This window comes from Mycobacterium sp. E2699, assembly GCF_001666745.1.
Taxonomy (GTDB): domain Bacteria; phylum Actinomycetota; class Actinomycetes; order Mycobacteriales; family Mycobacteriaceae; genus Mycobacterium.
This window is the reverse complement of record NZ_LZJH01000077.1, coordinates 200,403-225,437: the sequence shown is the minus strand read 5'-3', so window position 1 is coordinate 225,437 and position 25,035 is coordinate 200,403. Positions and strand designations below refer to the sequence as shown.

The 25,035-nt window shown below is 67.1% G+C and carries 30 protein-coding genes; 12 read left to right on the top strand and 18 right to left on the bottom strand.

Annotated elements, in window-relative coordinates:
* Positions 1–4 precede the first annotated feature (4 nt).
* Together A5696_RS12915 and A5696_RS12910 are read right to left on the bottom strand one after the other, a co-directional pair.
* Positions 5–640: a lysophospholipid acyltransferase family protein gene (locus tag A5696_RS12915; RefSeq protein ID WP_067878840.1), complete on the bottom strand. Its 636-nt coding sequence runs from the start codon at positions 638–640 to the stop codon at positions 5–7.
* Positions 637–1,485 carry a CDP-alcohol phosphatidyltransferase family protein gene (locus A5696_RS12910; protein ID WP_231964306.1) on the bottom strand — a complete coding sequence of 283 codons (849 nt, stop codon included), beginning with the start codon at positions 1,483–1,485 and terminating at the stop codon, positions 637–639. The genes A5696_RS12915 and A5696_RS12910 overlap by 4 nt, the downstream gene beginning before the upstream one ends.
* A 325-nt stretch (positions 1,486–1,810) precedes the next feature.
* Between A5696_RS12910 and A5696_RS12905 the strand changes: the two genes are divergently transcribed.
* Both A5696_RS12905 and A5696_RS12900 read left to right on the top strand, forming a co-directional pair.
* Positions 1,811–2,185 carry a DUF732 domain-containing protein gene (locus A5696_RS12905; protein WP_067878837.1) on the top strand — a complete coding sequence of 125 codons (375 nt, stop codon included), beginning with the start codon at positions 1,811–1,813 and terminating at the stop codon, positions 2,183–2,185.
* Between the two features lie 70 nt (positions 2,186–2,255).
* Complete coding sequence (locus A5696_RS12900) at positions 2,256–2,591, top strand: DUF732 domain-containing protein (protein WP_067878834.1); 336 nt, start codon at positions 2,256–2,258, stop codon at positions 2,589–2,591.
* Positions 2,592–2,593: 2 nt separating this feature from the next.
* Here the strand turns inward: A5696_RS12900 and A5696_RS12895 are convergent, their stop codons facing one another.
* Positions 2,594–3,625, bottom strand: coding sequence for an epoxyqueuosine reductase (locus A5696_RS12895; RefSeq protein ID WP_067878831.1), 1,032 nt, complete (start codon positions 3,623–3,625; stop codon positions 2,594–2,596).
* Positions 3,626–3,729: 104 nt separating this feature from the next.
* Between A5696_RS12895 and A5696_RS12890 the strand changes: the two genes are divergently transcribed.
* A complete protein-coding gene (locus A5696_RS12890; protein ID WP_156738367.1) occupies positions 3,730–3,966 on the top strand; it encodes a three-helix bundle dimerization domain-containing protein in 237 nt (78 codons plus the stop codon).
* 340 nt (positions 3,967–4,306) lie between these two features.
* Positions 4,307–5,935 carry an L-lactate permease gene (locus tag A5696_RS12885; RefSeq protein ID WP_067879204.1) on the top strand — a complete coding sequence of 543 codons (1,629 nt, stop codon included), beginning with the start codon at positions 4,307–4,309 and terminating at the stop codon, positions 5,933–5,935.
* A gap of 28 nt (positions 5,936–5,963) precedes the next feature.
* Here the strand turns inward: A5696_RS12885 and A5696_RS12880 are convergent, their stop codons facing one another.
* Entirely contained in the window at positions 5,964–6,521 is a 558-nt protein-coding gene (locus tag A5696_RS12880; RefSeq protein ID WP_067878829.1) for a DUF3060 domain-containing protein, read from the bottom strand.
* Between the two features lie 301 nt (positions 6,522–6,822).
* Here A5696_RS12880 and A5696_RS12875 point away from each other — a divergent pair, with 301 nt between their 5' ends.
* On the top strand, positions 6,823–7,560 hold the full coding sequence (locus A5696_RS12875; protein ID WP_156738366.1) for a glycoside hydrolase: 738 nt from the start codon (positions 6,823–6,825) through the stop codon (positions 7,558–7,560).
* A gap of 126 nt (positions 7,561–7,686) precedes the next feature.
* Positions 7,687–8,016 carry a hypothetical protein gene (locus A5696_RS12870; RefSeq protein WP_067878827.1) on the top strand — a complete coding sequence of 110 codons (330 nt, stop codon included), beginning with the start codon at positions 7,687–7,689 and terminating at the stop codon, positions 8,014–8,016.
* On the opposite strand, the gene A5696_RS28870 is transcribed toward A5696_RS12870, so the two are convergent.
* The 8 genes from A5696_RS28870 to A5696_RS12830 all read right to left on the bottom strand — a co-directional run bounded on the left by A5696_RS28870 (position 8,013) and on the right by A5696_RS12830 (position 15,881).
* Positions 8,013–9,104, bottom strand: coding sequence for a PE family protein (locus A5696_RS28870; RefSeq protein WP_304442250.1), 1,092 nt, complete (start codon positions 9,102–9,104; stop codon positions 8,013–8,015). The two genes, A5696_RS12870 and A5696_RS28870, sit on opposite strands and share 4 nt — an antisense overlap.
* Positions 9,105–9,293: 189 nt before the next feature.
* Positions 9,294–10,076, bottom strand: coding sequence for a 3-hydroxybutyrate dehydrogenase (locus A5696_RS12860; protein WP_067878823.1), 783 nt, complete (start codon positions 10,074–10,076; stop codon positions 9,294–9,296).
* On the bottom strand, positions 10,076–10,414 hold the full coding sequence (locus A5696_RS12855; RefSeq protein ID WP_067878813.1) for an STAS domain-containing protein: 339 nt from the start codon (positions 10,412–10,414) through the stop codon (positions 10,076–10,078). The genes A5696_RS12860 and A5696_RS12855 overlap by 1 nt, the downstream gene beginning before the upstream one ends.
* On the bottom strand, positions 10,411–12,987 hold the full coding sequence (locus A5696_RS12850; protein ID WP_067878810.1) for a SpoIIE family protein phosphatase: 2,577 nt from the start codon (positions 12,985–12,987) through the stop codon (positions 10,411–10,413). The genes A5696_RS12855 and A5696_RS12850 overlap by 4 nt, the downstream gene beginning before the upstream one ends.
* 60 nt (positions 12,988–13,047) lie before the next feature.
* Positions 13,048–13,959: a pyridoxamine 5'-phosphate oxidase family protein gene (locus A5696_RS12845; protein ID WP_067878807.1), complete on the bottom strand. Its 912-nt coding sequence runs from the start codon at positions 13,957–13,959 to the stop codon at positions 13,048–13,050.
* Between the two features lie 4 nt (positions 13,960–13,963).
* A complete protein-coding gene (locus A5696_RS12840) occupies positions 13,964–14,911 on the bottom strand; it encodes an aldo/keto reductase (protein ID WP_067878804.1) in 948 nt (315 codons plus the stop codon).
* A 91-nt stretch (positions 14,912–15,002) separates the two neighbouring features.
* A complete protein-coding gene (locus A5696_RS12835; protein WP_067878799.1) occupies positions 15,003–15,593 on the bottom strand; it encodes a TetR/AcrR family transcriptional regulator in 591 nt (196 codons plus the stop codon).
* A 54-nt stretch (positions 15,594–15,647) separates the two neighbouring features.
* Positions 15,648–15,881, bottom strand: coding sequence for a hypothetical protein (locus A5696_RS12830; protein WP_067879198.1), 234 nt, complete (start codon positions 15,879–15,881; stop codon positions 15,648–15,650).
* A gap of 280 nt (positions 15,882–16,161) precedes the next feature.
* Here A5696_RS12830 and A5696_RS12825 point away from each other — a divergent pair, with 280 nt between their 5' ends.
* Both A5696_RS12825 and A5696_RS12820 read left to right on the top strand, forming a co-directional pair.
* Complete coding sequence (locus A5696_RS12825) at positions 16,162–16,611, top strand: DUF5994 family protein (RefSeq protein ID WP_067878796.1); 450 nt, start codon at positions 16,162–16,164, stop codon at positions 16,609–16,611.
* 72 nt (positions 16,612–16,683) lie between these two features.
* On the top strand, positions 16,684–17,205 hold the full coding sequence (locus A5696_RS12820; protein WP_369803332.1) for an N-acetyltransferase family protein: 522 nt from the start codon (positions 16,684–16,686) through the stop codon (positions 17,203–17,205).
* Here the strand turns inward: A5696_RS12820 and A5696_RS12815 are convergent.
* The gene (locus A5696_RS12815) at positions 17,186–17,566 is read right to left on the bottom strand and encodes a nuclear transport factor 2 family protein (protein WP_067878791.1); all 381 of its coding nucleotides are present in this window, start codon (positions 17,564–17,566) and stop codon (positions 17,186–17,188) included. The two genes, A5696_RS12820 and A5696_RS12815, sit on opposite strands and share 20 nt — an antisense overlap.
* A gap of 67 nt (positions 17,567–17,633) precedes the next feature.
* Here A5696_RS12815 and A5696_RS12810 point away from each other — a divergent pair, with 67 nt between their 5' ends.
* Together A5696_RS12810 and A5696_RS12805 are read left to right on the top strand one after the other, a co-directional pair.
* Positions 17,634–19,190 (top strand): succinic semialdehyde dehydrogenase, encoded by a 1,557-nt coding sequence (locus A5696_RS12810; protein ID WP_067878789.1) that lies wholly within the window; start codon positions 17,634–17,636, stop codon positions 19,188–19,190.
* Positions 19,191–19,256: 66 nt separating this feature from the next.
* On the top strand, positions 19,257–19,691 hold the full coding sequence (locus tag A5696_RS12805; RefSeq protein ID WP_067878785.1) for a DUF4383 domain-containing protein: 435 nt from the start codon (positions 19,257–19,259) through the stop codon (positions 19,689–19,691).
* A gap of 7 nt (positions 19,692–19,698) precedes the next feature.
* Here the strand turns inward: A5696_RS12805 and A5696_RS12800 are convergent, their stop codons facing one another.
* Both A5696_RS12800 and A5696_RS27990 read right to left on the bottom strand, forming a co-directional pair.
* Positions 19,699–20,040 (bottom strand): RNA polymerase-binding protein RbpA, encoded by a 342-nt coding sequence (locus A5696_RS12800; RefSeq protein ID WP_067878783.1) that lies wholly within the window; start codon positions 20,038–20,040, stop codon positions 19,699–19,701.
* The gene (locus A5696_RS27990) at positions 20,033–20,209 is read right to left on the bottom strand and encodes a hypothetical protein (protein ID WP_197516964.1); all 177 of its coding nucleotides are present in this window, start codon (positions 20,207–20,209) and stop codon (positions 20,033–20,035) included. The genes A5696_RS12800 and A5696_RS27990 overlap by 8 nt, the downstream gene beginning before the upstream one ends.
* A gap of 387 nt (positions 20,210–20,596) precedes the next feature.
* On the opposite strand from A5696_RS27990, the gene A5696_RS12795 reads away from it, so the two are divergent.
* Positions 20,597–21,682, top strand: a complete 1,086-nt coding sequence (locus A5696_RS12795; protein ID WP_231964305.1) for an aldose epimerase family protein — start codon at positions 20,597–20,599, stop codon at positions 21,680–21,682.
* A gap of 8 nt (positions 21,683–21,690) precedes the next feature.
* Here the strand turns inward: A5696_RS12795 and A5696_RS12790 are convergent, their stop codons facing one another.
* The 3 genes from A5696_RS12790 to A5696_RS12780 all read right to left on the bottom strand — a co-directional run bounded on the left by A5696_RS12790 (position 21,691) and on the right by A5696_RS12780 (position 24,152).
* A complete protein-coding gene (locus tag A5696_RS12790; protein ID WP_067879196.1) occupies positions 21,691–22,176 on the bottom strand; it encodes a pyridoxamine 5'-phosphate oxidase family protein in 486 nt (161 codons plus the stop codon).
* 91 nt (positions 22,177–22,267) lie between these two features.
* The gene (locus A5696_RS12785; RefSeq protein ID WP_067878778.1) at positions 22,268–23,581 is read right to left on the bottom strand and encodes an amidohydrolase family protein; all 1,314 of its coding nucleotides are present in this window, start codon (positions 23,579–23,581) and stop codon (positions 22,268–22,270) included.
* Positions 23,582–23,597: 16 nt separating this feature from the next.
* Positions 23,598–24,152: a pyridoxamine 5'-phosphate oxidase family protein gene (locus A5696_RS12780; protein WP_067878775.1), complete on the bottom strand. Its 555-nt coding sequence runs from the start codon at positions 24,150–24,152 to the stop codon at positions 23,598–23,600.
* A 212-nt stretch (positions 24,153–24,364) separates the two neighbouring features.
* Between A5696_RS12780 and A5696_RS12775 the strand changes: the two genes are divergently transcribed.
* Positions 24,365–25,021 (top strand): TetR/AcrR family transcriptional regulator, encoded by a 657-nt coding sequence (locus A5696_RS12775; protein WP_197516963.1) that lies wholly within the window; start codon positions 24,365–24,367, stop codon positions 25,019–25,021.
* Positions 25,022–25,035: the final 14 nt, after the last annotated feature.

Sequence of the window (25,035 nt, the reverse complement as noted above, 5' to 3'; positions counted from 1 at the left end):
CCGCTCATGCCGCGGCCGCCAGCCGCAGCGGCTGCGACGCCGAGCCGTCCCGCAGCGCCATCACCTGCGCCCGCAGCTCCGACGCCGACGTGCCGGCCGGGTCAACCGGGTCGCCGATGTGGACCCGCATGGACGCATGGGAGATGAAGCCCGCGCCCTTGGGCAGCACCTCGGCGGTGCCCAGCACGGCGACCGGAACGAGCGGGACGCCGCAATCACGCGCCAAGCGCAGCGCGCCGGAACGGAATTCGCCGACGGTCCCGTCCATCGAGCGGGTGCCCTCCGGGTAGATGACGACGGTGCGCCCGGCCTCGAGCGCCGGACGCGCGGCGGCCAGCAACTGGGCGTAGGTGTCGGAGCCGGATCGCCGCACCGGCAGCACGCCGATCAGCGAGGACGCCACGAAACAGCGCACCGGCACGTCGAACCAGTAGTCCGCCGCCGCGGCGAACACCGGCTGGGCGCCGGCGGGCAGCGCGGCCAGCAGCACCGCGGTGTCGGCGTGCGACGAGTGGTTGGCCACCACCACGCAGCCACCCGACACGCGCCACCGCCCGGTGACGGTCAGCCCGCCGGAGACGGCGCACACCGCCCGCCACAGCCGGTGGCGCAGCACGCCGGTGATCCGGGTCGCGGTCATGACGCCGGCACCTCGCCCTCGCGCTTGGCCGTCAGCTCACGGTGCGCCGCCCGCAGCCGCAGCGCGGCGGTGATCAGCGAACCGTTCACCAGCTGGGTGCAGACCACGGGCAGGATGACCGGGAACGCGGTGGCCAGCAACACGAACACGCAGCGTTCGGTCTTGCCGAGCGGGCCGCCGTTGCGCCGCGGCGCGCCGGCCGCCGCGCCGGCCAGCGATGCGAACGTGGGCAGCGTCGCGGCCAGCGCGGCCACCAGCACCATGACCACCGGCCAGGACAACCAGTGCAGCCCGGGGCCGCGCTGCTCGGCCGCCCACACCGCCAGCCCGGCGAAGGTCAGCAGATCCGAGGCGCGGTCCCCGATTTCGTTGACGACGAATCCCCATGGCCGGCTCACGCCGCGCGCGCGAGCGACCGCGCCGTCGAGATTGGCGCCGGCCAGCCGCAGCGCGAGAAACGGCGCCGCCAGGGGCCACCATCCCAGCGCGACGGCCGCGCCGGCGGCGCCCGCCGCCACGACCCCGCCCGCGGTGAACACGTCCGGCGAGATGCGCCGGGCGACGGCGACGTTCACGATCGGTGTCAGCCGGCGGGTGTACCACGGCTTCAGCGCGTAGAGGCCCTGCCATTTCCGGGGAGCGCGTTCGAGCGCTGCCGTGGGCCGCGGGACCACCGCGGTGGTGAGGACATTGACGCGGGGAAGCGTGGCCGTGTCCGTCGACCCGAGCGCCCGCGATCCCGTCGTACAGCAACCGCGGTGGGCGATGCGGGGCTCGCTCGCGGCGGTCAGCGTGCTGACGGTCCGCGTGCGCAGCGTCGGCGCGTTGTCGAGGTCGGCGGTCACGGGGAGTTTCCTCTCGATGAATGGTCTGTGGTTGTGTGCCAGTCGACCCGGTTCGCTCGGCTACCGGTCCCAACATCTCGGACCACGGACGCGCGGTGGGCCGCTCGCATCGGTAAGAGCCACCGCTCCCCCGCGGTCGGACACTTTCTTGCGGACCGGTCGCTGTGACCGGCAGCACAAACGGTGCTCCCCGCCGCTTGCCGCTTGATCGCGAAGTTCTTGCGGAATTCTTGCGGCCGCTCGGCGAGAGGAATGTCTGGATTTCAGCTAGCGTTCAACCAGGTCGTTCTTGACTCGCACCCGTTTCACCCGCATCGAAGGACGCATGGCCCGGACAGACATCGGTCGCGCGAAGTGGCCGGCGCTCGGCGCGATCCTGCTGTCGGCCGCCGGGGTGTTCTGCGCGGCGCCGGCGATCGGCGATCCGACCGACGATGCGTTCGTCTCGGCGCTCGCGAAGAACGGGATCACCATGTCCGACCGCAACGCCGAGGTGTCGTTGGGGCACACCGTGTGCGCCGGATTCGATCAGGGTCAACCCTCAACCGAGGTGGCGATGAGGATCGTCAGGGAAACCCCGCTCTCGCCGAAACAAGCCGGTTACTTCGTCGGCGTTTCGGTGGCCGCCTACTGCCCGCAATATCGGGGCAAGACCGACAATTCGTTCAATTGGGCGGTGCCGTTTCCCCCGATGATGTGAGGCGCGTCTTACCTGAGGTGTGGTCGAGTTATTTTTGCATGGACGCCATTCGTCCGCGCGAAGAGGAACCATGGCCCATTCGAGGGTAGGTGCACCTGCGCGGATTCTCGTCGCGATCCTGCTGGGCGCCGCCGCGGCGCTCACCGCAACTCCGGCAGCCGCCGATCAGACCGACGATGACTTCGTGGCGGCGCTTGTGGGCCAAGGGATTCCGGTGCCTGACGCCAACGCCGCGGTCCAGGAAGGCCGCATCATGTGCACCCTGCTCGACCAGGGCACAACCCGGCCCCTGCTCGTGCTGCGGCTGATGCGGGACACGAATCTCTCCGCAAGGCAGGCCGGCTTTTTCCTGGGCATTTCGACGGCGGCGTATTGCCCGCAATATCGGGTCACGGTGAGCGAATAGGTTCAGCGCCCACGCACTCCGCCGTCGACGACTTTCACCGGCTTGTGCGGAAAACGGCGTTCGGCGTGCGCCTTGGCCCGCGAGTTCGGCAGCACGTACAACGTTTCCCTCTTGTCCTGCAACGGCTTCAGCACCAGGTCCATGAACCCCTTGCGGTTGTCGAGGTACGGCTCGATCACGTCCTCTCCGGCCGGGCACACCGCCAGGCAATAGGCGGCCTTGTAATTGGGCTTGAACGACAGGCTCTGCCACATTGAGGCGTTCTCCGAATCGCTTACCCGCGAACGAAAGTCCGCCGCGTCGGCGCTGTCTGCGACGGTCTGCACCCAATCGGTGAACCCGCCCATGAACTCGCGATAGTTGTGCACCGAACAGGAGACGAAGTCGAAGTCGCCGTCCTTGCCGATCGCGCCGACGGGGCACGCGGCCACACACAACTTGCACTCCAGACAGGGGCTGTAGTCCAGCGGCCGGCCGTAGGCACTGATCGGCGCGTCGACCAGGATCGTCCCGAGCAGGATGAAGTTGCCGAACTTCGGATGAATCACGTTGCGGTGGATGCCCATCACGCCAAGGCCCGCGGCCACGGCGACGGGCTTGTGCGCCACGACCCAGATCCGGCCGGGGAAGTTGTCCATCTCCATCGGGAAGGTCGCCGAGGGGTTCAGCGCCCGGTAGCCGACGTCCTGCAGCCGGCGCACAATGCGGTGGGCCGCCTCGTTGAGCACCTCGCCGCTGCGGTGGAACTCCTGATTTGCCACGCTGCGCGCCGTCGATCGGACGTTGTCGCGGTTCATCTTGACGACCAGCGAGATGTAGCTCTTGGCTCCGGGCAGCGCGGCCTCAACGTGTTCGACCTCGGATGCGAGGTCGGGATTGTCGACATTGGCGAACGCGACGTCGTCGACGCCGGCGTCCAGGCAAATCTCGCGCAGCCACTCGGCGTCCAGCGCACCGGGCCGCCGCCTGGTGCGCGAGCGCACCCGGCGCACGGTGGGGTGGTCGGCCAGCCGCCGGGGAAGTTTTTCCGCCATGCTGAGTATGGTACACAATACCCAGGAGAGCGCGCTGAGTGCCCGTGGCGTCCCGTTTATGAACGGCGTTTGACTTCGCTGTGAACGCATGCGAGCCTGTCGCCGTGATCGAGTTGAGCGAGCAGCAGATCATCGACGGGGTGGCCGGTCGATTGACCAGGAAATATCCAAGCATTTCGGCAGATACCGTGAGTGCGGTCGTGCGGCACATCCATGCCCGCTTCGACGGCAGGCCGGTCCGCGAGTACATACCGCTTCTCGTCGAGCGGTTCGCGGCGCAGGACCTGGAACTGCTGGCGTTGACGCCCGAAGCCGAGGCTGATCAGGCCATCGCGGTTTGACCGCCCGGCGCGCGCGACCCCCGCACCGTGGGGCCGCCGGCGCACACGGCCAGATGCCCAGCAAGCCAGGCGATTTCAGCCCGGACCCTTGTTCGGTCTCGTGGCGGCCCGGCCACGCGCCCTGCATTCGGCGCCACCGGGGGTTACGATCCGTACACGGTCACCTACCCCTCCACATGCCAATCTGTGTTGACTCTGCGGGCCGCTGAGAAGGCCCCAGGGCAGCTTTGTCGGATGCGCGGTCTGACCGTGTGCAACCCATGGTCGCCGATCCCTTTCGCGGCTTTGGCGGATCGTTTGCGATCAACACCCGCCCCCCTCATTTCGGAAGGTGCCCGGCATGTATCGCCAAATCCTTGATCCCGTCGCCCATTCGCTGGCCTGGAGCTCGCTGGTGGCCGTCCTGCCGCTGGCCACGCTCTTCGTGATGCTCGGCGTCTTGCGGATCAGGGCCTGGCTGGCATCGGTGGTGTCCCTCGCGGTCGCGATCGCGATCGCGACCGCGGTCTACGCGATGCCCATCGGGCAGGCCGTGCTGGCGGGCAGCGAAGGCGCGGTCTTCGGATTCTTCCCGATCCTCTGGATCGTGATCAACGCGATCTGGGTTTACCAGATGACGGTCGAGACAGGCCATTTCGATGTGCTGCGGCGCAGTTTCGCTACCGTCAGCGAGGATCACCGCATTCAGGCGATCATCATCGCGTTTTCCTTCGGCGCGTTGCTCGAAGCGCTGGCCGGATTCGGCACGCCGGTCGCGGTGACCTCCGTGATGCTGCTCGCCTTGGGCTTCAAACCGCTCAAGGCGGCGGTCCTTGCGCTCGTCGCCAACACCGCGCCGGTCGCATACGGGGCGATGGCGACACCGATCATCACCCTTGCCAAGACGTCCGGATTGCCGACCGACACGCTCGGCGCCATGGTCGGGCGGCAAACCCCGATCCTGGCCGTCTTCGTCCCCTTGGCGCTCGTCGCCATCGCCGACGGGGCGCGCGGCGTGCGCGAAACATGGCTCACCGCCCTCACCGGCGGCGTGGTTTTCGGCCTCGGCCAATACGCCACCTCGAACTTCTTGTCTGTGCCGCTGGCCGACGTGATCGCCTCCCTGCTTTCCGCCGGCGCCGTGGTGGCGATGGTGCGCGTGCGGCCGCCGCAGGCCGAACACACGCGCGCCATGGTCTCCGCGGGCGCCGGTGCCGATGCGCCGCCCCCCGAGGAGGGTGAGGATGCCGACTCACGCGGCGACGTGCTCCGCGCCTACGCGCCCTACGCGATCATCATCGCCGTCTTCGTGATCTGCCAGATCTCTGCGGTGAAGAAGCTGCTCGATCACGCCACCTTCACCGTGCACTGGCCGGGACTGCATCTCTACACCGCCAAGGGCACCGCGTCGGCGCTGCCCAACTTCACCTTCAACCTGCTCACCACGCCGGGCACCCAGATGCTCGTCGCGGGCGTCCTCACCATGTTGGCGCTGCGGCTGTCGCCGATCAGGGCGCTCAGCGCGTACGCCGCGACGCTGCATCAGCTGCGCTGGGCCATCGTCACCGTGATGTCCGTGCTCGCACTGGCTTTCGTGATGAACGCGTCCGGACAGACCATCACGCTGGGCACCTGGATGGCCGGCACCGGCGGCGCGTTCGCGGTTATCTCCCCGATACTCGGCTGGCTCGGTGTGGCAGTGACCGGATCGGACACCTCGTCGAATTCTCTGTTCGGCGCGCTGCAGGTCACCGCGGCTGCCAAGGCGGGGCTGTCGCCGGTGTTGATGGCCGCCGGCAACAGCTCCGGCGGCGTGCTCGGCAAAATGATCTCGCCGCAGAACCTCGCGATCGGTGCTGCGGCGGTCGGGGTGCACGGCAAAGAGGGCGACATCTTCCGCCGCGTGTTCATCTGGAGCCTGGTGTTCCTGGCATTCATCTGCGTCCTGTCGGGACTGCAGGCCTCGCTGCTGTCCTGGATGGTGCCCTGAATTCCGATGCAGGTGTCGTCGGGCAAACTCAGCCCGGTGTGACGACGTTGTCGGTGCCCCTGATCGAGATCCGTGGCGTCCCGCCGCGATAGACCACCCGGTTTCCGGAGCCATCCGCGTCGATCGCGTCCGCGTTGTCGGCGACCACTTTGTTGTGCGAGCCCCTGACGATGAGCTGCGAGCAGTGGCCGGCCACGTAGGCCGCGTTTGCGTTGCCGGCAATTGTCAGTTCGGCCCGATCGCAGACCACCGTGAACCTGGCGTGGCTGGGCTCCTCGGTCAGGTTTCCACCCGGAACCACGGTGAGCGCCCCCGACAGGTCCGCGGTGGGTTCCGCAGCAGCCGAGGACGTGGCCGGCGCCGGATGCCTCTCGGCCCGGTGGGGATGGAGCACGAGGATGGCGAACAGCAAGGCGAAGGGCGCCAAGGCGATGAGCCAGATGGTGCCGAATCGCCGACGGCGCAGGAGGTCGTACTGGGAACCCGGCTCGTCTCCGGCCGGAACAGACTCCGGCGGGCCGGCTGAAGCGTCAGCGAGCCGCCGTTCCAACTCCCTGATTCGCTTTTCGGGATCGTCGGAGTCCATAACGGGCATGGTCCCACAACTTGCCCTTGGGTTGCCCTCGGGAGCGCCGGGCTCGGGCGCCGACCCACAGCCGGCCGCGGCTTGCCGGCGCGCGATCGGTCGTCGCGCTCGGACCGGGTCCGGCCGTGAAAACACCTGTGCCGCTTGAGGAAACGATCCCGCAGGGCCTCGGGTTCGAGTGCGGAGCCGCCCCCCGCTCGCCGCTCACTATCGCCATCCGGGCCCCTTTCGTCGGGCATCGGAGCGATAAGAAATGGAAAAGATTGCCGCAGGCGTTGCGCACGCCACTAAGCTGCTGTTCGTGGGCAGAGGTGTGTTAGCCGTCGGCAGGAGCCGCTGGCTGGCATTGGCGGCCTCCCTCGTGGTGTCGGCCGCGATCGTCTACGCCCAGGGCGCCAAGCCCCTGCACGCCGAAAGCGCCAAACCGCCCTGCTGCGTGGACAACCCGGCTCCCGGCCCGGCGGCACCGGCGTCCGGCCCCGCCGCCCCGCCGTCCATGGTGGCCGGCGCGCCGCCCGCAGCCGCGGCCGCCCCGCCGCAGATCGCCACCCCGGCCGAGGTGGAAAAGCTGGCGGCAGGTGCTCCCGCCGCTGCCCAGCAATTCCTGTTCCCGTTGTCCCCCGGTGTCGCGTCGGAACAGCGGTTGCAGGTGAAGACCATCTGGGCGGCGCGCGCCATCAGCGTGCTGTTCCCTGAGATCACCACGATCTACGGGTACCGGGAGGATCCGTTGCCGTGGCATCCCAACGGCTTGGCGATCGACGTGATGATTCCCAACCACGCCTCCCCTGAGGGCATCCAGCTGGGCAACGAGATCGCCGGGTACGCATTGGCGAATGCGAAAAGGTGGGGAATCAACCACGTGATCTGGCGGCAGAAGATCTATCCGGGCGTCGGCTCGCCGAGCTGGACCGCGGATTACGGCAACGAAACCCTCAACCACTACGACCACGTCCACATCGCCACCAACGGCGGCGGGTACCCCACCGGGCACGAGACTTATTACATCGGGTCGATGACCCCGGCGCCGCCACAGTGATTCATTGACGGGAAGAGCCCCAATCCCGGCCGGCCTCAAGGATCCTCCAAGGCCTCACCCCCAAGCTGCGGATGACCCTTCGCGCGTTGCGGCAGGAGTCATTCCGGGCGAAGTAACGAGGACGACATGACACAGGTAACCGACCCCCGTGGCGCCGTGTGGTCCGTGCGCCGGCGCCGGTGGTATCGCTTGTCCGCTTGGATGTTCACCGACGCCGGGGGCGTCAGCCCCGCGACATTGGTCACCAGCGTGGTGGTCATCGGGTTGTGGTGGCCCTTCTGGTTTGTGGCGCATTGGCTCGGTTTGCCGTGGCGGATCGTGATCAAGCGCGACGACCACACGGTGGGCGAAGAGCGCGTGCGCGGCTGGGGTCGGTCGCGTCGGCGCATCCGGGAGATCCTGGCGGCGGCGACCGCGGGAACGCCGCGGCCGCAAGGCCTTAGCGAACCGGCCTAACCGAGCAGGCCCAGCAGGCCACCGGTGAGCACCGGGGGCACGGTCAGTTGGCCCCCGCCGAGGCTCGCGGGCAGGGTCAGCACGCCACCGGTGAGAATCGAGGGGATGCCGACGTCCCCACCGCCGGCGACCGGCGGCAAGGTCAGCACGCCGCCGGTGAGGATCGAGGGGATGCCGACGTTTCCGCCGCCGGCGATGGGCGGCAACGTCAACAAGCCGCCGGTGAGGAGCGACGGCACGCTCAGCTGCCCACCGCCCAGCATCGGAGGCAGCGTCACCGCGCCGCCGTTGACGATCGCGCTCACGACACTGGTGATCGGCGGCACGGTATAGATGCCACCGCCGAGGCTCGAGGGCAGACTCAGCAGGCCACCGGTGAGGATCGAGGGCAGGCTCAGGATTCCGCCGCCGAGCGATGCGGGCAGGTTCAGCACACCGCCGGTCAGGATCGACGGCACGTCCAGCTCCCCGCCGCCCAGGAAGGAAGGCAGGGCCACCACGCCGCCGTTGATGATGGGGCTAATGGCGCTGACAACGGCGGGACCGACGCTGGACAGCGGCGGCACGGTCAATTGCGCGCCACCGAGTACCGGTGGCAGAGTCAGCGCACCGCCCGCGATGAGCGACGGCACGCTCAGCACGCCACCGCCCAGGATCGGCGGCAGGCTCACCACACCACCGTCCAGCGACAGGCTTGCGCTGCCGCCCAGGATCGACGACAGGCTCAGGTCGGCGGCGGCGGCTGCTGCACTGTGGATCGACTGCCCGAGCACTCCCTGGACGGGCGCGTTGATGGCGCCCATCGCGGCGGCCGCGGCGTTGGCCACCTCAGTGCTGAGGTAGGCGTCCGCGCCCGCCTTGATCAAACCGACGAACTCCCCGTGGAACGCGCTGGCTTGGGCGTTGAGGGTTTGGAAATCCTGACCGAAATCGTTGAACATCGCTGCGACCAAGGCCGAGACCTCGTCCTGTGCCGCCGCGGCCACCGCGGTCGTGGGCGCCGCGGCCGATGCGGCGGACCCGGCCAACAACGAGCGAATGCCTGCCAGATCGCGAGCCGCCGCCGCCACCTCGTCTGGTGCGGTCACCAGATATGACACATGCGCCTCCAGTTCGATCGGATGCGATGGTCGCCCGACGACCTAAGTGACATGACTCTAATGGGAAAGGCACAAAATAGCCACGAAAATTCGCCTTTTCAGCAATTGGCAACCCGAATGGAATGTCTTTGTCGAGTCATAGGGCCTTTAGCGCCAATTCACGAAGTCCATCGCGCCTCATTGGGCGGTCCAACCGCCGTCGATCGAATAGCTTGCGCCGGTGATGGTGGCGGCCGCGTCGCCGGCCAGGAAGACCGCGAGGGCGCCAATGTCTTCGGGAGTCGTGTAGCGGGACATCGGCTGCTTTTCGGCAACAAATTCTTGCTTGGCCTCGTCAAAGGGCTTGCCCGTCGCGGCGGCGCGCGCCTCGACCTGCTTGGCCACCAGAGGTGTCATCACCCATCCGGGGCTGATCGCGTTGCACGTGACGCCGTGGTCGGCGGTTTCGATTGCGACCACCTTCGTCAGTCCGATTATCCCGTGCTTGGCCGCGACATACGCCGCCTTCCCCGCGCTGGCAACAAGGCCGTGCGCCGAGGCGATATTGATTATTCGACCCCAGCCACGGCCTTTCATCCCCGGCAGTGCACACCGACAAGTGTGAAAAGCGGCCGACAAATTCGTGGCAATCACGGCGTCCCACTTCTCGACCGGGAAGTCCTCCACCTCCGCCACGAACTGGATGCCCGCATTGTTGACGAGGACATCGATTGCTCCGAAGGTCTTTTCTGCGCCGCCGATCATGCCGGCGATCTCGTCCGGCTTGGTCACGTCCGCGCCCGAATAGGCCGCCGCCACCCCGAAATCCTGCTCGATGCCGCGTCGTTGCTCCTCCACGGCCTCCGGTTCGCCGAAGCCGTTGAGGGTCACGTTCGCGCCCTCCGCGGCGAAGGCGCGGGCGATGCCCAGACCGATACCCGACGTCGACCCTGTTACGAGAACAGACTTGCCGCGGATCATCAGCTGTCGGCGCGTCGGTGCTCGGCGGGCGGCGCGGACTCGGTGGCGACCAGCTCGGTCAGACCGCTGATGTTGAGAATCGGCATCAGGAGGGGGTGGGCGACGAGGCGGATGTCGTCGGCGCGGGCGAACAGGGCGTTGATGGCGGCGCTGTCCAGGTACTCCACGGCGCTGAGGTCGACGGTGAGAGGTTCGCCGCTGCCGCCGGCTTCATTGCTGGCGGTGCTGAGGGCCTGGTTGAAGGCGTCGATGTTGCTCAGGTCGATTTCCCCCGCGGCGATCAGCACGAGATTCCCGTCGTTGCGGCGCGCGGTGTCGAGGGTGAGGGGCGTGGTCATCCGGTGATCCTCGCGGATAGGTGAACTGTGGTGCCCGCGGCGCCGGGCCTGATGGTGACGTCCTGCATGAGCCCTCGCATGAGCGTGATACCCCGGCCGCGATTGGCTTCGGCGGCCGGTTGCGGAGGCTTCCACGAGCCGGTGTCGGTGATGGTCAACTGCACCTGGTCTACCAGTGCGGTCGCGCCCAGGACAATCGTGCCCTCCGGGGTGTGGCGGTGACCGTGTTCGATGGCGTTGGCGACGGCTTCCCCGGCCGCGACGAGCACGTCCACGGTCTGGTCCGGGTCCACCCTGGCCTGGGTCAGCCAGGTGCGCAATGCGGTGCGGGCGGGGGCAAGCTGGCTGACGTCCGCGGGGAACTTCAGCTCCAGCGGGGCGGGATGGCGGTAGAGGAGAAGGACCACGTCGTCCTGATATCCGCCGCTCGGCGCGAGGCCCGACATGATCTGGTTCGCCAAGTCATCGAGCGTGGAGGTGCGGCCCTCCTGGAGCAGGGTGGCGGCGCGGGAGATGCCGTGGTGCAGGGCGCTGCGGCGACGTTCGACCAGGCCGTCGGTATAGAGCAACAGGGTCGCTCGCGCCGGGATCGTCACCCGGGCTTCCGGGCGGGGCCAGTTGGATCGCACCCCCAGGGCGATGGTGTGGCCGCCGTCGAGCGTCCGGGCGGTGCCGTCGGCGTGGACCAGGATGGGCGGCGGGTGACCCGCGCTGGAGTACACCAGCTCGCCGGTTGCGCGGTCGAGCACCGCGCAGACGGCGGTGGTGCATTGCGCGCCGGGCAGCCGCGCGGCGAAGCGGTCCATCCCGGCGAGGGCGGCGGCCGGGCTGGGGTTGTCGAACAGCAGCGCCCGGCAGGCGCTGCGCATCTGCCCCATCACGGTGGCGGCGGCGAGGCCGTGGCCGACGCAGTCGCCGACGATCAACGCGATGCGGCCGTCGTCCAGATCGACGATGTCGAACCAGTCACCGCCCACCTGCAGGGGCGCGCTTGCGGCCTGGTAGCGCACCGCGAACCCATGCGGCAGGTCGGCGGGACCGAGGATCGCGTGCTGCAACGCCAGGGCGGTCTCGCGCTGTTGATCCACCTGGTGCACGCGCTGCAGGCCCTGGCCCAGCCGACCCGCCAGCACGGTGAGCAAGGTCTGGTCCTCGAGGGTGAACGGGCGCTGCTCGGCCAGATCCATCCAGACGACGAGCACGCCTTCGGGATGCTGCAGGGCGATGCCGGCCGTCCCGGGCGTGGTCGCGTTGGGGGTGAGTAGATCGCCGTCGCGCAATGCGGCGAGCATCTGTCGCGTAGCCGTGGGCAGGTCGGCCCACTGGGTGGCCTCGCCGACGGACACCACTTGTGGTGCGCTGTAGGCGGTTTCAGCGGAGCTACCGTGGGCCGGGAAGGTAACGGCCAGAACGCGGCGCGCCCGCCACAGCCGTCGCAGTTCCTCGGCGACGGCTTGCAGTGCGTCGTCGACGGTGTCGGCTTGGGCGAGTTCCTGGTTGAGCGCGTGTTCGCGGCCCGCGGCCAGCGCCAAGGCAATCGAGGCGTGGCGGGCGAAATCACTGACCAGTTCGAGGTAATCGTTGCCGAACGGCGGCTGTTGCGGGTGGCGCGCGACCGCGATCACACCGAGCACCCTTTCGTCGGCAATCAGCGGCATGACGATCGCCGACCGTTCACCTACGTCGGTGAACCCCTCGATCGGATACTGGAAGGACTCGGTGATCAGCGGCAGACCCCGGCGGGCAACCCCGCCCGTGGTGGAGCCCTTCATCGGTACCTGCCGGCCGATCACCTCCGAGGAGTAGCGGCCCGCCGTCGCGGCCACTACCAGCGTGTCGACTTCATCGGCGGGCAGATCCGGTTCCCGGGGAACCAGCAGGATCGCCTGCTCGGCGTCGGACAGCTCCAGCGCCCGGTTCACGATCAGCTGCAACGGTCCCGTCTGCGGGGCCCCGGACAGCAGCGCGGTGGTGATCTCGCGGCTGGCCTTCGTCCATTTCGCCGATTCGCGTTCCCGCTCGAACAGCCGCGCGTTGTCGATGGCAGCAGCCGCCGCGGTGGCCATCGCCCGCACGGCGCCCTCCTGAATGTCGGAGAACACCCGGCCCGGCCGGTCGTCGGCCAGGTAGAGGCTGCCGAAGTCAGCCGCGCGCACGGTGATCGGTATTCCGAGGAGCGCCCGCAGCGGCGGATCGTGCGCGCGCAGCCCGCCGGCCTGCGCGTCAGCACTCACATCATCGACGCGCAGACCCGCACCGACCGGCAGGTCGCCGAGCCGCCGCGCCGTTTCATCGTCCATTCCCGCGTAGACGAAAGAGACCAGGGACCCGTCGGGCGCGCGTATGCCCAGCGCCCCGTACGGCGCACCGGTCAACTCCATGGCGGCGTCGACGATTCGGTGCAGCGTCACATCCAGGTCCAGATCGGAACCGATCTCGACGATGACCCGCACGAGTTGCTCCATCTGGTCTCGCGCCGCGACCAGATCGTCGAGCTGTGCATGCACGCGGCTCACCAGCCCGCGCCGGCCCTGCCAGGTGAACGCGGATTCGTCCCGTTCGTCGTCCCCCATACGTACAAACTTAGTTGTTGAATCCAACCCGTATTGGATTTGGGGTATCAGGGCGATGCGCTATCGGCTCAACGGCGGGTTTCTCGGATAAGGGGCGTGGTCCGTCTCGCCGACGCCGGGCAGCGCCGTGCTGATCACCCGCCGGGGAACGAAATGGACGCGCCGGCCGGTCTCGCCGGCGTCGCCCGGAGCGCTCCAGCGAACGCTCGCGCTGCCGGACAGCTGCACCGCGATCCCGGCGCGGAAGTCGAGGAACAGCAGGGCCGCGGTGGGATCCGCGGACAGGTTGCCGAGGCTGTTGAACATGTTGTTGCCGGGGTAGTCGGGCCACCACAGCTCTCCGGGTTCGACGCGAACGAACCCGGGCGGGCCACCGCGATGCGAAGCGTCATTGCCCGAGGCGACGTGGGAGGTGCCCAAGAAGAACGTGTCGGCGTTCTCGATGAGGCGGATATCGCTGGGCCGCAACGCATTTCCCTCATACAGGCGCACCCGGCCGGCGCCCGGGGTTCCCTCGAGTTGGATGCGGCGCTGCTGAATGTATTGCGGGCAGTTGCCGTAGGCCTGGTCGATGTCGACGGTGAGCCCGCCTTCGGTGGAGACGAGCCGGCCGTTGATCCGGGCACGCCGGCGGGTCAGGAAGTTCATCGCGATGAGGCCCACCGGCTGCCCGCTGGGCAGGCCGTGCAGCGGGTCCGCGGACGGCGGCGACGTGCGGATCTGCAGCGTGGTCGGCGACGCGGCGCGCAGGAATCCGGGTGGCCCCAGCAGCGGTGAGGTCCACAGCCGCCCGGTCGCGTCGCGCGCCGCGATCGCCGCGAACGGCGCCTCGGACAGGAATGCGGCCATGCCGGCGCGCAGTACGCCGCCGGCCATCATCGGCGCGAGCCGGGCCGCGTCCGCTTCGACGCCTGCTTGTCGTTGCGTGGCCAACTCGCCGCTGTGAAAGCCCGGCCGGCTCTGGACGGCCATGTTCTCAACTCCCATGGGGCACTTCGGCGAACCCCGGCTCTCCCGCGTCCACGACGGAGTTGAACCGATACCGGGTTAGGAGACGCTCGTTGATCTCGCGGATCGCGCCCTCGGGAAGCGCCGTGACGTCGAAGTTTTCGCGGATGCGCGTGGGCGTCACCGATGCCGTCAGAACGGCGCTCCCGCGCTGGATGCCCCACGCCAACAGCACTTGTGCGGGGGTTTTGCCCACCCTGGCAGCGATCGAGACGATCAGGGGGTCGTCGAGCAGCCGCGGTTCGAGCGCGTGCCCCAGCGACGCGAATGCCAGCAGGACGATCCCGTGCGTCGCGCACAATCCGTGCAGCTCCCACTGCGGGTGGTACGGGTGCGACTCGACCTCGACGACCGCCGGCTTGATCCGGGCGTTATCGATCACGTCGCGGACGCCGGCGGCGTCGATGTCAGACAGGCCGATCGCCCCGGTAAGTCCTTCGTCGACAAGGCTTTCCATCGCCGCCCAGGTCTCATCGAGCGTTACGCCGTCGTCGTAGACGACGGCTCCGTGGGCGTCGCGCGGATCCTGATCATCCCCCGGCCGGAACGCGAACGGGGTGTGCACCAGGTACAGGTCGACCGCCTCGAGGCCGAGCCTGTCCAGGCTGGCCTGCAGGGCCGGCTTGACCCGTTCGGGCCGATGGTTGTTGTTCCACAGCTTGGTGGTGACGAACAGTTCTTCGCGGCGCACGGTGCCATCGGCGAACAATTCTTTCAGCGCCGCACCGACTTGCGCTTCGTTGCGGTATCGCTCGGCGGCGTCGAGGTGACGGAATCCCACCTGCACCGCGGCCCTGACGGCGTCACGCGTCTTGGTGTTGTCGGACAGCGAGGTCCCGAATCCGAGCGCCGGAATCTCTCCCCTGCCGTTGTTCAAGGCGAATCTGCGCTGCCCCAGGTCGTGATTCGTTGCCATTTTCGGCCTCCATCAGGGTTGTCAAATATGGTAGGTGACCAGTCGCCTATTTAACGGCTGGTGCGGGCCGCCCATTCCCTTGCTGACGGATCTAATGCAACAGCGCCGGGACGGTGATCGCTTCGAACCGGTCGTACGGGGTGCGGCTGCGCGTGACTTTCCCGCGCAGGGCCGCGCCTTCCCAGGCTTCGATCAGCCGCGCGGCCAGCTCCCCCGCGTCGAGGTCCCCTCGGATGCCCCCGGGGCCGCGCTGACCGGAACGCACGCAGGCGGTGAGGGCGGCGTCCCAGCGGTCGAGGATGCGGACGAGCTCCGTGCGCACCGGCTCGCTGGACCCGCCGAGCTCGAGCGACAGGTTGCCGACCAGGCAGCCGAGCAGGAATTCGCCGGCCTCGTGTTCGTCGGCGAGCGCATGGAAGAAGCGCGTGATGCGGTCCTGAGCCGGCCCGTCCGCATCCAGGATGGGCAGGAGCCGGGACTCGATATCGGCCCAGTAGTCTTCGAGGATCGCCGCGGCGAAGGCCTCTTTGCTGTCGAAATAGGCGTAAAACGACCCCTTCGGCACGCCGGCCGCGTCGGTGATGTCCTTGACGCCGCTGGCCGTGAAACCCCGCGCGTGTACGAGTTCGCGCCCCGCCTCCAACAGGCGGCGGCGCACCTCCGGGTTCGGCGGGCGCGGCATGGCACTAATATTAGCCGACCGGTCGGCTATCTTACTGTCGAAGTGAGGGTGTCGTTACGAGGCTTTGACGTACCGGCGGACCAGCTCGTCCTCGCCGAACGTGCTCGTGCGCTGCAGGCCGTTGTCGTCGCGGGTGAAAAAGGTCCACTGCCGCGGGGTGGTCTGGGGCCCGCCGATCAGCTTGACGGTCAGGCGCAATTTGGTGGGTTGCAACGTGCCGATGACGTCACCGACCCGGACCTGCGACGGATGGATCTGGGGTGCGTCGCACCAATTCTCTATGGGCATCTCATCCATCCTGTTGTTGTTGCCGCAACCCTACGTGGGATTTGCGTTCCCCGCTGGTCACCCGACGGATCCGCCCGGCCGCGGGTGGCGTAGCGTCAACCGCGAGCCGTTTCGTTGTCAGCTGTGGTCCACCGCCATCCGCGCGGATGACACCCCCGGGCAATGCGATTTCTCCGCTCGGCCCGCACCCGCGGGGCGGGCGATGCAGAACGTGAAGGACCAGCCCGTGGATCGCACAGCGTCAACCGTAGTAATGCTCCTCGCACCGATTCGCTGAGCGATGACGTATCCGCGCGAAGGCCGGCGCCGCATCGATCCCGTCCGGGTGTCCGTCGCTCGCCAGTTGGGCGGCGCCATCGACGGCGCCTGGTGGCCGCGCGCCGACCGGATCACCAATGAACTGCCCAGCCTCGTTGCGGCCCTGACTCCGTTGCTCGGAGGCATCGAATCCATCAACGTCAACTGGCCGCCGTTGCAACGGCCGCCCGACTTCAACTGGGCGGGATGGGAACACAAACGCCAGCACGTGATGACGTTCAGCGGCGGGCAGGCACACGTCAACCTTTTGGTCATCCCGTATGCCACCTACACCGCGCTGGCCGTGATGGTGCTGCGCCGCGCGGCCGATCTGCCGATCGATGACTGCGACCAAGGCAAACCCGCTTTCCTGACCGCCGGCTTGATCGTGCAGGCGGCCCGGCAACAACTCGCCGCGGCGGTCACTGAATAACTTGAGGCGCCTGCGAATTCGCAGTGCGACACTACTTGCATGGCAGCGAGCGGTGACACGGTGCGATCGGCGGTGCCGGAGGACGCCGTCGGCTGCCTCGCGATTTACCGCCCTTACGTTGAGACCACGGCGATCACCTTCGAAATCGAAGCGCCGCCCGCCGCCGAGATGGCCGCGCACATCGCCGCTGCCCGAGCCACCCACGACTGGCTCGTGCTCGAGGATGGCGATCACATCATCGGCTACGCCTACGCGCACGCATTCAATCCCCGCGCCGCGTACCAATGGTCGGCCGAAACCAGTGTCTACGTCGACGACGGACATCACCGCTCTGGCGCCGGCCGCAGGCTCTACACCCAGCTACTGCGCCGGCTCACCGAGCGCGGTTATCGCCGCGCCTTCGCCGGCATCACGCAACCCAACGAAGCCAGCAATGCATTTCACCGCTCCTTCGGCTTTCGGGAGGCGGGGCTGTACCGCCGCGTCGGATGGAAACACAACGCATGGCACGACGTCGCCTGGATGCAACTCGACCTGCCGACCGCTGCCGAGCCGGACCGCCCGCCGAGTCCGCTCAACTCATCGAGCCCGTAACACCTTGCGCGTCAACCAGATAGGTTCCGTGGCCCTCGACGACCAGGCCATCGCTGAATCGGAGCACTTCGCTGACCAGACCACCGTCCTGGTTGCGGTAGGCGATGACGATGGTGTCGATGCCCTCGTAGACGCCCTCGACGGCGAACCGCAGGTTCGCGACGCGCCGCAATGCCCGGGTCCAGTAGTCGCGGAGTGCGGATTTACCGCAAATCACTCCGGCTGTTTCCGTCAGCAACGTGGCGGCCACGGGTGACGTGAACACAACGTTCTCGGCGAAATGCCGGAGGACCGAGTCCACGTCGTGGGCGTTCCACGCATCCACCCACTGCTGGCTGAAGGCAACCGGGTCTGGCTTCACGGTCAAGCACTGTAGTCGCGGCTATAGGCTGGTGCTTTGGACGCCTGCGCTCTCGAGGGGTAACGACATGCCTGCACCATCAGCCTCGGTCTTCGACCGTTTGCGCCAGCTGGCAGCGATCAAGGACACCACCGCACGTGAGACCAAGACGATCGATGAGGTCTTCACCGGCACACCGCTGACCACAATCCCGATCGGCACGGCTGCCGACGTCGAAGCGGCATTCGCCGAGGCCCGCGCGGCGCAGGTCGAGTGGGCGAACCGACCCGTCGGCGAGCGCGTCGATGTCATCCGCCGCTACCGCGACCTGGTCGTCGAGAACCGCGAGTTCCTCATGGACCTGCTGCAGGCCGAGGCCGGCAAGGCCCGCTGGGCCGCCCAGGAGGAGATCGTCGACCTGATGGCGAACGCGAACTACTACGTGCGCGTCGCCGCCGACCTGCTGAAGCCGCGCACGGTGCAGGCGCTGTTTCCGGGCATCGGCAAGACCATCGTCGCCTACCAGCCCAAGGGCGCGGTCGGGGTGATCTCGCCGTGGAACTACCCCATGACGCTGACCGCCTCCGACTCGGTGCCGGCGCTGCTGGCCGGCAACGCCGTGGTGCTCAAGCCGGACAGCCAGACGCCGTACTGCGCGCTGGCCTGCGCCGAGCTGCTGTACGAGGCCGGCCTGCCACGGGCGCTCTACGCGGTCGTCCCCGGTCCGGGCTCGGTCGTCGGCACCGCGATCATCGACAACTGCGACTACCTGATGTTCACCGGCTCGACCGCCACCGGCCGGCAGCTCGCCGAGCATTGCGGCCGTCGGCTGATCGGTTTCTCGGCCGAGCTCGGCGGCAAGAACGCGATGATCGTCACGCGGGGGGCCAACCTCGACAAGACAGCCAAGGCGGCCACCCGCGCATGCTTCTCCAACGCGGGCCAGCTGTGCATCTCCATCGAGCGGATCTACGTCGAGAAGGACATCGCCGACGAGTTCACCAGCAAGTTCGGCACCGCGGTCCGGAACATGAAGCTCGGCACCGCCTATGACTTCTCCGTCGACATGGGCAGCTTGATCTCCGCGGGTCAGCTGGACACGGTGACCGACCACGTTGATGACGCGAAAGCCAAGGGCGCCAAGGTGATTGCGGGCGGCAAAGCCCGACCCGACATAGGGCCGCTGTTCTACGAGCCGACGGTGCTGACGGATGTCACGCCGGAGATGGAGTGCGCGGCGAACGAAACGTTCGGGCCGCTCGTCTCGATCTACCCCGTTGCCGATGTCGACGAAGCGGTCGAGAAGGCCAACGACACCGAGTACGGGCTGAACGCGAGCGTTTTCGCGGGCTCCGCCACCGAGGGTGAGCAAATCGCCGCCCGGTTGCGGTCGGGGACGGTGAACGTCAACGAGGGTTACGCGTTCGCGTGGGGCAGCCTCAGCGCGCCGATGGGCGGGATGGGCCAGTCCGGCGTCGGCCGCCGGCACGGGCCCGAGGGCCTGCTGAAGTACACCGAATCGCAGACGATCGCGGCGGCGCGGGTGTTCAATCTCGATCCGCCGCTTGGTGTTCCGTCGACCCTGTGGCAAAAGTCGCTAGTGCCTATGGTGCGCGCGGTGATGCGGCTGCCCGGCCGCAAGTGACATTGCCATGATCTACTACCTGGCGTAGTATTCGGGGCGATCCCACCGTGCACAAGGAGGTGCAACGTGAGGTGGAGTTTCGCCCAGATCGGGCTCCTGATCATCTGTGTTGTGCACGTCATTCAGGCGGTGATCGGCTTCATCCTGGAGCCCAGCTTCGCGACCGGGCCTGGTGCCCCGACCGTCCAACTGTTCGGGATGGACTACAACGGCTGGCACGCGGTCGCCGGGCTTGCCCTGTTCGGCCCTGGGTTGGTGTTCGCGACGCGCAAGTCGTGGGCGGTGTTGTATCTCTTGCTCGCCGCGATAGCCGGTGCGCTGCCGGGCATTTGGGCGTTCTTCTCACATCAGGTGGCGTTCGTCTTCACGTTCCCCAACAACACGACCGACGCGGTGGTGCACCTGGTGACCGCCGGCGTGATGCTGGCGGTGGCCGCCATCCAGATCCGCATGGACGGTGGGCTGCGCAACTCGCTCGGCGATCTCCGGAAGGCGCGGTAGCCGATTTTTAGCTGCCGCGTCGGCGTGACTTGATGATCTCGAGGCGTTCGTTGAGAAGATCATCGAGTTCCTCGATCGAGCGGCGTTCCCGCAGCATGTCCCAGTGCGTGCGCGGCGCCTTGCCCTGCTTGGGTTCGGCGAGTTCACCGCCCTCGATCAGGGTGCCCTCCATGCCGTTGCGGCACAGCCAGGAGTTAGGCACGTCGGCGTCGGCGGCAAACGGCATGTCGAACTCGTCGCCGTTCTCGGTGCGGTACCGCGCGATCTTGCGCGCCGCGAGGTCATGGTTGCGGTCGGTCTCATAACTCAAGGCGCCGAGTCGACTGCCCCTCATGACGCGGTCAGCCATCGCCAACACTTCGCTGTAGTTCGGCCTGATCGGCGGTAGCGCGCATCCGGCCAGACAAGCCAAGCAGATCGTGCTCGCCCAGACCTCCGGGCAGCGTGTAGGCGAGTTGCCGTAATTCGACGGCGTAGTCGCGCAAGTCCTGACGGAGCTGCGCCTCAACGGTGGGCATGACTTCTTCCTGTGGCAGGGATTTACCGAGACGCGCCGATTTGTCGTGTGGCCGGACTTGAATCTGATGCCGTCCGGCCGGCAATCTGCAATGCACCGAGGGGGTGCAGTTTGGCGTCTCCCAACCGCGCCCACCACCCTACCCTGGTCGCGGGCTTAATTGGCAGAGGTTGTCCGCGGCGCGAATGTCGGCCGGCGCGACCGGGCTATCCTCGTCCCGGGTCTGACGAGGTTCCTCGTCACGAGCCGCACAGGTGGCTCGGCACGAATGCGAGGAGCGCCCATGCGCGGTAGACGAATACTTCAACTGATCGCCAACACCGGTGTTGCGGGCTTGGCGGCATGTAGCAACGCGACAACTAACTCCACCGACAGCGGCAATCCACCGATGCCCGCCGGGCCGCCGTCGATCGCCGGCGAGCCGTTCGGCCAGGTGGACGGCAACCCGGTGAGCCGCTACACGCTCACCAGCGGGGGCGGCATGCGCGTGCGAATCCTGACCTACGGCGGCGTCATCCAATCGATCGAGGTCCCCGATCGCTCACGACATGTCGACAATGTGGTGCTGGGCTTTCCGACGCTGGACGGATACCTGAACAACACCGGGTCGGCCAAGACGTATTTCGGCGCGATCGTCGGCCGTTATGCCAACAGGATAGCCAGGGGAGCTTTCTCGTTGAACGGCAACGAATATCACTTGCCGATCAACAATAACGGCAACAGCCTGCATGGCGGCACTGCGGGCTTCGATACCAAGGTGTGGCGGGCCACCGAACAGAACGGCAGCGACAGCGTGGGGCTGAAGCTTCAATATGTCAGTCCCGCAGGCGAAATGGGCTACCCCGGGACGCTGACGACCACCGTCACCTACACGCTGGACCCGAAGAATGAACTGCGCATCAACTACCACGCGACCACCGATGCGCCCACCGTGATCAACCTGACCAATCACAGCTACTTCAACCTGGCGGGTGAGCACACACGCGACGTCTACGCCCAGAAAATCACCATCAATGCCGACAACTACACGCCGACCGACCCCACCCTGATCCCGACGGGGCAGATCGCCCCGGTCAAGGGCACACCATTCGACTTCACGTCACCGACCGCGATCGGCGCGAATATCACCGCGAATGACCCGCAGCTGCTGGCGGCCCGCGGTTACGACCACAACTGGGTGATCAATCGCGGCAACAACACCGGGTTGGTGGAGGCGGCCCGGGCCGAGGACCCGATGTCGGGGCGCACCGTGACTGTCTCCACCACCGAACCCGGTGTGCAGTTCTACACTGCCAACTTCATCGACGGGGCGTTCGCGGGCACCAGCGGGCGAATCTATCGGCAGGGCGCGGGATTCACGATGGAGACCCAGCACTACCCCGATTCTCCGAATCACCCGGAGTTCCCCACCACGACGCTCAACCCGGGCCAGACGTACGACTCGACAACGGTTTTTGCGTTCGGCGCCCGCTGACCCATGCGCTAACCATCGTTGACCAGCTTTGCGAGGAAAGCGGGCAACCGACCCGCACCGAAGTCATAAAAGCGCGCCCACTGCGGCTCAATGGAGATGCGCACCATCTGCCTATACGTCGACCGCACGTTGTCTTCGAACTCGGCAAGCTCGGTTTCGTCCATTGACCCCCTCGCGGCTGCCAGGTACTCGTCGGTGACGCCGTCGACGGTTTCCAGTGCGGCGAGGCCACGCACCAGGAGGGACTTGGCCTCTTCCGGCGTGGAGCCGGTGTCGATGGTCAATGCGACCTGCGGGCGTGCCGAAAGCGCGCGGGCTTTCGGGGAGGTCGGTGCGGTCGAGACGACGATGCGTTCGCCGGTCCAGTAGAACCCGACGGGGATGACCCGCGGGAAGCCGTCAAGTCCGTTATAGGCGAGCCTCGCCATGGAGCCGGAGAGCAACTCTCGGGCGCCGGGGTGGCCAAGCTCCCGGGTCAACTCCTGCTTGTTCATCACATCCCTAGTCGTACCCGATCCGGTCGCCCCGACGACGAATGCATATTCGTTCAGCCGGCTACTCGGTCGATGTGGGGAGAGAGAATCGTCAACGCCGCGTCGGGCGCCGAAGGAGGCGACGGCCCGAGGCGAGCAGCCTGTCCCGGAGGCCGGCGAGTTCCACTCCGACAAGGCGGTGATTGCGTTTGCGCCACCGCCCGGCGATCATGACCGCTTCGATGTTGCTGATATCCGCGCAGAGCACCGCGGCGATCGCGTCATGCGACGGCCACAGGTTGATCGCCGCAGCATCGATGACTACCAGGTCCGCCTGCATGCCGGGCTGAATCTGGCCGACATGTTCGGCGAGACTCAGTGCACGCGCTCCTTCGAACGTCGCCCACGATAAAGCTTGCCTGCCGGTGGTCGAGTTCGTCGCCGACGAGGCGCCTGTCGCTTCTCGGGTGCGATCGTGCTCGAGGCCGCGCTGATGAGCTAACGCGATCCGTGCGCCGGTGAGGATGTGGCCAGATGACGCGGTTTCGGTGTCGGTGCCCACGGACGGCGCCACACCGGCTCGCAGCAGGGGGCCGGTGATCGGAGTTCCGTGGCCGTGACTGAGCTCGTTTTCGGGTGTGATCGTGAACGTGACGCCGGCTTCGCCGAGGGCCTTGATCCAGCCGGCCGTCAGACCACAGCCGTGCACAATATTTGTCCGCGGTCCGAACAGCCCGGCGGTGCGCACGGCTTCCCATCCGGGCGCGGGTTCGCCACCGCTCTGGTGCATCGAGACGACGAGGTTGCGGTCTTTGGCGGCGCGGAAATCAGTCACAGCCACATCGGGTGTGGAGTATTGCGGACCGCTGATCGCCATCCCGAGACTGACTAACGAATGGTCATGGAACGGGCCGTCGAGCAGTCGGTCGATTTCGTGCAGCGGATGGGCAGTGTCGGCTGACCGGTCCGGGATGCCGTGGAAGAAGACCGCGCGGATGCCGGCATGGCGCAACGCGTCGACGGCCGCGTCCGCATGTTCGGGGGTCCGGTTGTTATGACACCAATCACCGAGTGTGGTTATGCCGCAGTTGATTTGGTTGAGAGCGCCGACCAGGTTGGCGATGTAGATGTCTTCGGCGCTGTAGCGCCGCGCAACGTCGCCGTGCACGTGGCGCAGATATTGCGGCAAGGTCCAATCGGCGCCCACGCACCGCAGAGCGGTTTGCCAGGTGTGCAAGTGGGCGTTGACCAGCCCGGGGATCACGATACGACCAGAAAGGTCAACGATTTCCGCGCCGTCGCTGTCGGGGTGATCGCCGAGGCTTGCGATGCGATCGTCCTCAACGAGGATGTCGAGACTTTCCGTGTCCGGCCGGTGGGGCGCCATCGTGATCACCCGCGCACCGCGCAGCAGCGTCCGCCTCATGGCGAGCCACCCGGTCCTATTCCGGGTCCGGGGCGTCCCAGGGAACGGCGGACCCCAACCAATGATTGAGCTGGGCGACTTGGTCGTTGCGATAAAGGTGCCGCGGCGGCGACGCGAACGTGGCGTACGGTTTGCAACGCAGGACGACACGATCTTCCTTGACCACCATCTCCTCGATGTGGGGCCGGGCTTCATCGCCGAGCGGTTGACCGGACATGCGCCCGGCCACTGCCATCATCACATCCACCACGGTCTCGTGGTCACGGTCGATCACGGCGTCGGCGTATACCTGCAGATACGCGAACGGCCATCGTTCGTCCAGGACGCAAATGCTCGCCTTGCCGTCGCGCTGTACGGCACGGGCTTTGCCGCGGCCCGCCATGGTAGCCACCAGAAGTTCGTCGCCGTCGGTGGGGATGTAGTACACGATGGACATTGCGGGCCCGTCCTGCTTGCGCCGAAAACCGTAGACGCACGTGCGGTGAGTGCGGACGAACTCTCGCCGCTCCGACGGAAGCATGTCCCGGTCTGTCGGGACCGTGAAGGGCTTGGTTGCTAGTGGCAGCAGCATTGGGGTGAAACTCTTTCGATCGGGTTGCATTTGTGGTGCCCGCCAGATAGTTGCGCCTACAAGGCGGCACCCCCTTTGTTTCGGTAACAGTGTTGCCGTTATTGGCGCGGTTGTCAACCAAGGACATACTTGCGTATGTGACGAGCACCCGTGGCGAGAGAACGGCCGCCGAGCCGGTACCCCGCCGTTCCCCTGGACGACCCGCGATCCCGGTGGACGGGATCATCGCCACCGCCCTGCAGATCGTCGACGAGGAAGGGGCTGATGCCCTATCGATGCGTGCCCTCGCGCAACGTCTGGGTTCGGGTACGGCAACGCTCTACCGGCACTTTGCCAACCGAGCCGAACTGATCGCGCATGTCGTCGATCGGGTCTTCGCCGAGATCGAGTTCGACGCCGAGCGGCTGGAGGGCTTGGGGTGGCAGCAAGCCATTCATGCAGCCGCAGAATCCATGTTCGAGGCGTTGCGGCGACACACCAATGCCGCATCCCTGCTCGCCGAGCAGCTTCCGGTCGGCCCCTACGCGATGGCTTACCGGGAAAGATTCGTGGCGCTGCTGCTCGACAACGAGTTCCCCCGTGAACTCGCTGCGCGCTCGTACGCGACGTTGGCTCGTTACGTGTTGGGCTTCGCTATGCAGTGGTCCGGTCACACCACCGCCGAGGGCCCGGCCGATCCGCGATTCTCGGCCCAGTTCGAAGGCCTGGACACCCATGTGTTTCCGGCCACCGCCGCCGTTGCGGAGCACCTTCCCGTGCCGCTGGAGGATGAATTCGAGTTCGGACTGCAACTGATCATCGACGGACTGGCTCGACGGCTAGAGCAAGACAGGTTGCGCCGCAAGACCAAATCGCGGGGCAGGGATTAGGCGAACCGCATCAC

What these genes read in the sequence shown, in the direction of transcription:
- A5696_RS12915 (WP_067878840.1), bottom strand. Translation starts at nt 640, where the DNA reads ATGACCGCGACCCGGATCACCGGCGTGCTGCGCCACCGGCTGTGGCGG.
- A5696_RS12905 (WP_067878837.1), top strand. Translation starts at nt 1,811, where the DNA reads ATGGCCCGGACAGACATCGGTCGCGCGAAGTGGCCGGCGCTCGGCGCG.
- A5696_RS12900 (WP_067878834.1), top strand. Translation starts at nt 2,256, where the DNA reads ATGGCCCATTCGAGGGTAGGTGCACCTGCGCGGATTCTCGTCGCGATC.
- A5696_RS12895 (WP_067878831.1), bottom strand. Translation starts at nt 3,625, where the DNA reads ATGGCGGAAAAACTTCCCCGGCGGCTGGCCGACCACCCCACCGTGCGC.
- A5696_RS12885 (WP_067879204.1), top strand. Translation starts at nt 4,307, where the DNA reads ATGTATCGCCAAATCCTTGATCCCGTCGCCCATTCGCTGGCCTGGAGC.
- A5696_RS12880 (WP_067878829.1), bottom strand. Translation starts at nt 6,521, where the DNA reads ATGGACTCCGACGATCCCGAAAAGCGAATCAGGGAGTTGGAACGGCGG.
- A5696_RS12870 (WP_067878827.1), top strand. Translation starts at nt 7,687, where the DNA reads ATGACACAGGTAACCGACCCCCGTGGCGCCGTGTGGTCCGTGCGCCGG.
- A5696_RS12860 (WP_067878823.1), bottom strand. Translation starts at nt 10,076, where the DNA reads ATGATCCGCGGCAAGTCTGTTCTCGTAACAGGGTCGACGTCGGGTATC.
- A5696_RS12855 (WP_067878813.1), bottom strand. Translation starts at nt 10,414, where the DNA reads ATGACCACGCCCCTCACCCTCGACACCGCGCGCCGCAACGACGGGAAT.
- A5696_RS12850 (WP_067878810.1), bottom strand. Translation starts at nt 12,987, where the DNA reads ATGGGGGACGACGAACGGGACGAATCCGCGTTCACCTGGCAGGGCCGG.
- A5696_RS12845 (WP_067878807.1), bottom strand. Translation starts at nt 13,959, where the DNA reads ATGGCCGTCCAGAGCCGGCCGGGCTTTCACAGCGGCGAGTTGGCCACG.
- A5696_RS12840 (WP_067878804.1), bottom strand. Translation starts at nt 14,911, where the DNA reads ATGGCAACGAATCACGACCTGGGGCAGCGCAGATTCGCCTTGAACAAC.
- A5696_RS12835 (WP_067878799.1), bottom strand. Translation starts at nt 15,593, where the DNA reads ATGCCGCGCCCGCCGAACCCGGAGGTGCGCCGCCGCCTGTTGGAGGCG.
- A5696_RS12830 (WP_067879198.1), bottom strand. Translation starts at nt 15,881, where the DNA reads ATGCCCATAGAGAATTGGTGCGACGCACCCCAGATCCATCCGTCGCAG.
- A5696_RS12825 (WP_067878796.1), top strand. Translation starts at nt 16,162, where the DNA reads ATGACGTATCCGCGCGAAGGCCGGCGCCGCATCGATCCCGTCCGGGTG.
- A5696_RS12810 (WP_067878789.1), top strand. Translation starts at nt 17,634, where the DNA reads ATGCCTGCACCATCAGCCTCGGTCTTCGACCGTTTGCGCCAGCTGGCA.
- A5696_RS12800 (WP_067878783.1), bottom strand. Translation starts at nt 20,040, where the DNA reads ATGGCTGACCGCGTCATGAGGGGCAGTCGACTCGGCGCCTTGAGTTAT.
- A5696_RS27990 (WP_197516964.1), bottom strand. Translation starts at nt 20,209, where the DNA reads ATGCCCACCGTTGAGGCGCAGCTCCGTCAGGACTTGCGCGACTACGCC.
- A5696_RS12795 (WP_231964305.1), top strand. Translation starts at nt 20,597, where the DNA reads ATGCCCGCCGGGCCGCCGTCGATCGCCGGCGAGCCGTTCGGCCAGGTG.
- A5696_RS12790 (WP_067879196.1), bottom strand. Translation starts at nt 22,176, where the DNA reads ATGAACAAGCAGGAGTTGACCCGGGAGCTTGGCCACCCCGGCGCCCGA.
- A5696_RS12785 (WP_067878778.1), bottom strand. Translation starts at nt 23,581, where the DNA reads ATGAGGCGGACGCTGCTGCGCGGTGCGCGGGTGATCACGATGGCGCCC.
- A5696_RS12780 (WP_067878775.1), bottom strand. Translation starts at nt 24,152, where the DNA reads ATGCTGCTGCCACTAGCAACCAAGCCCTTCACGGTCCCGACAGACCGG.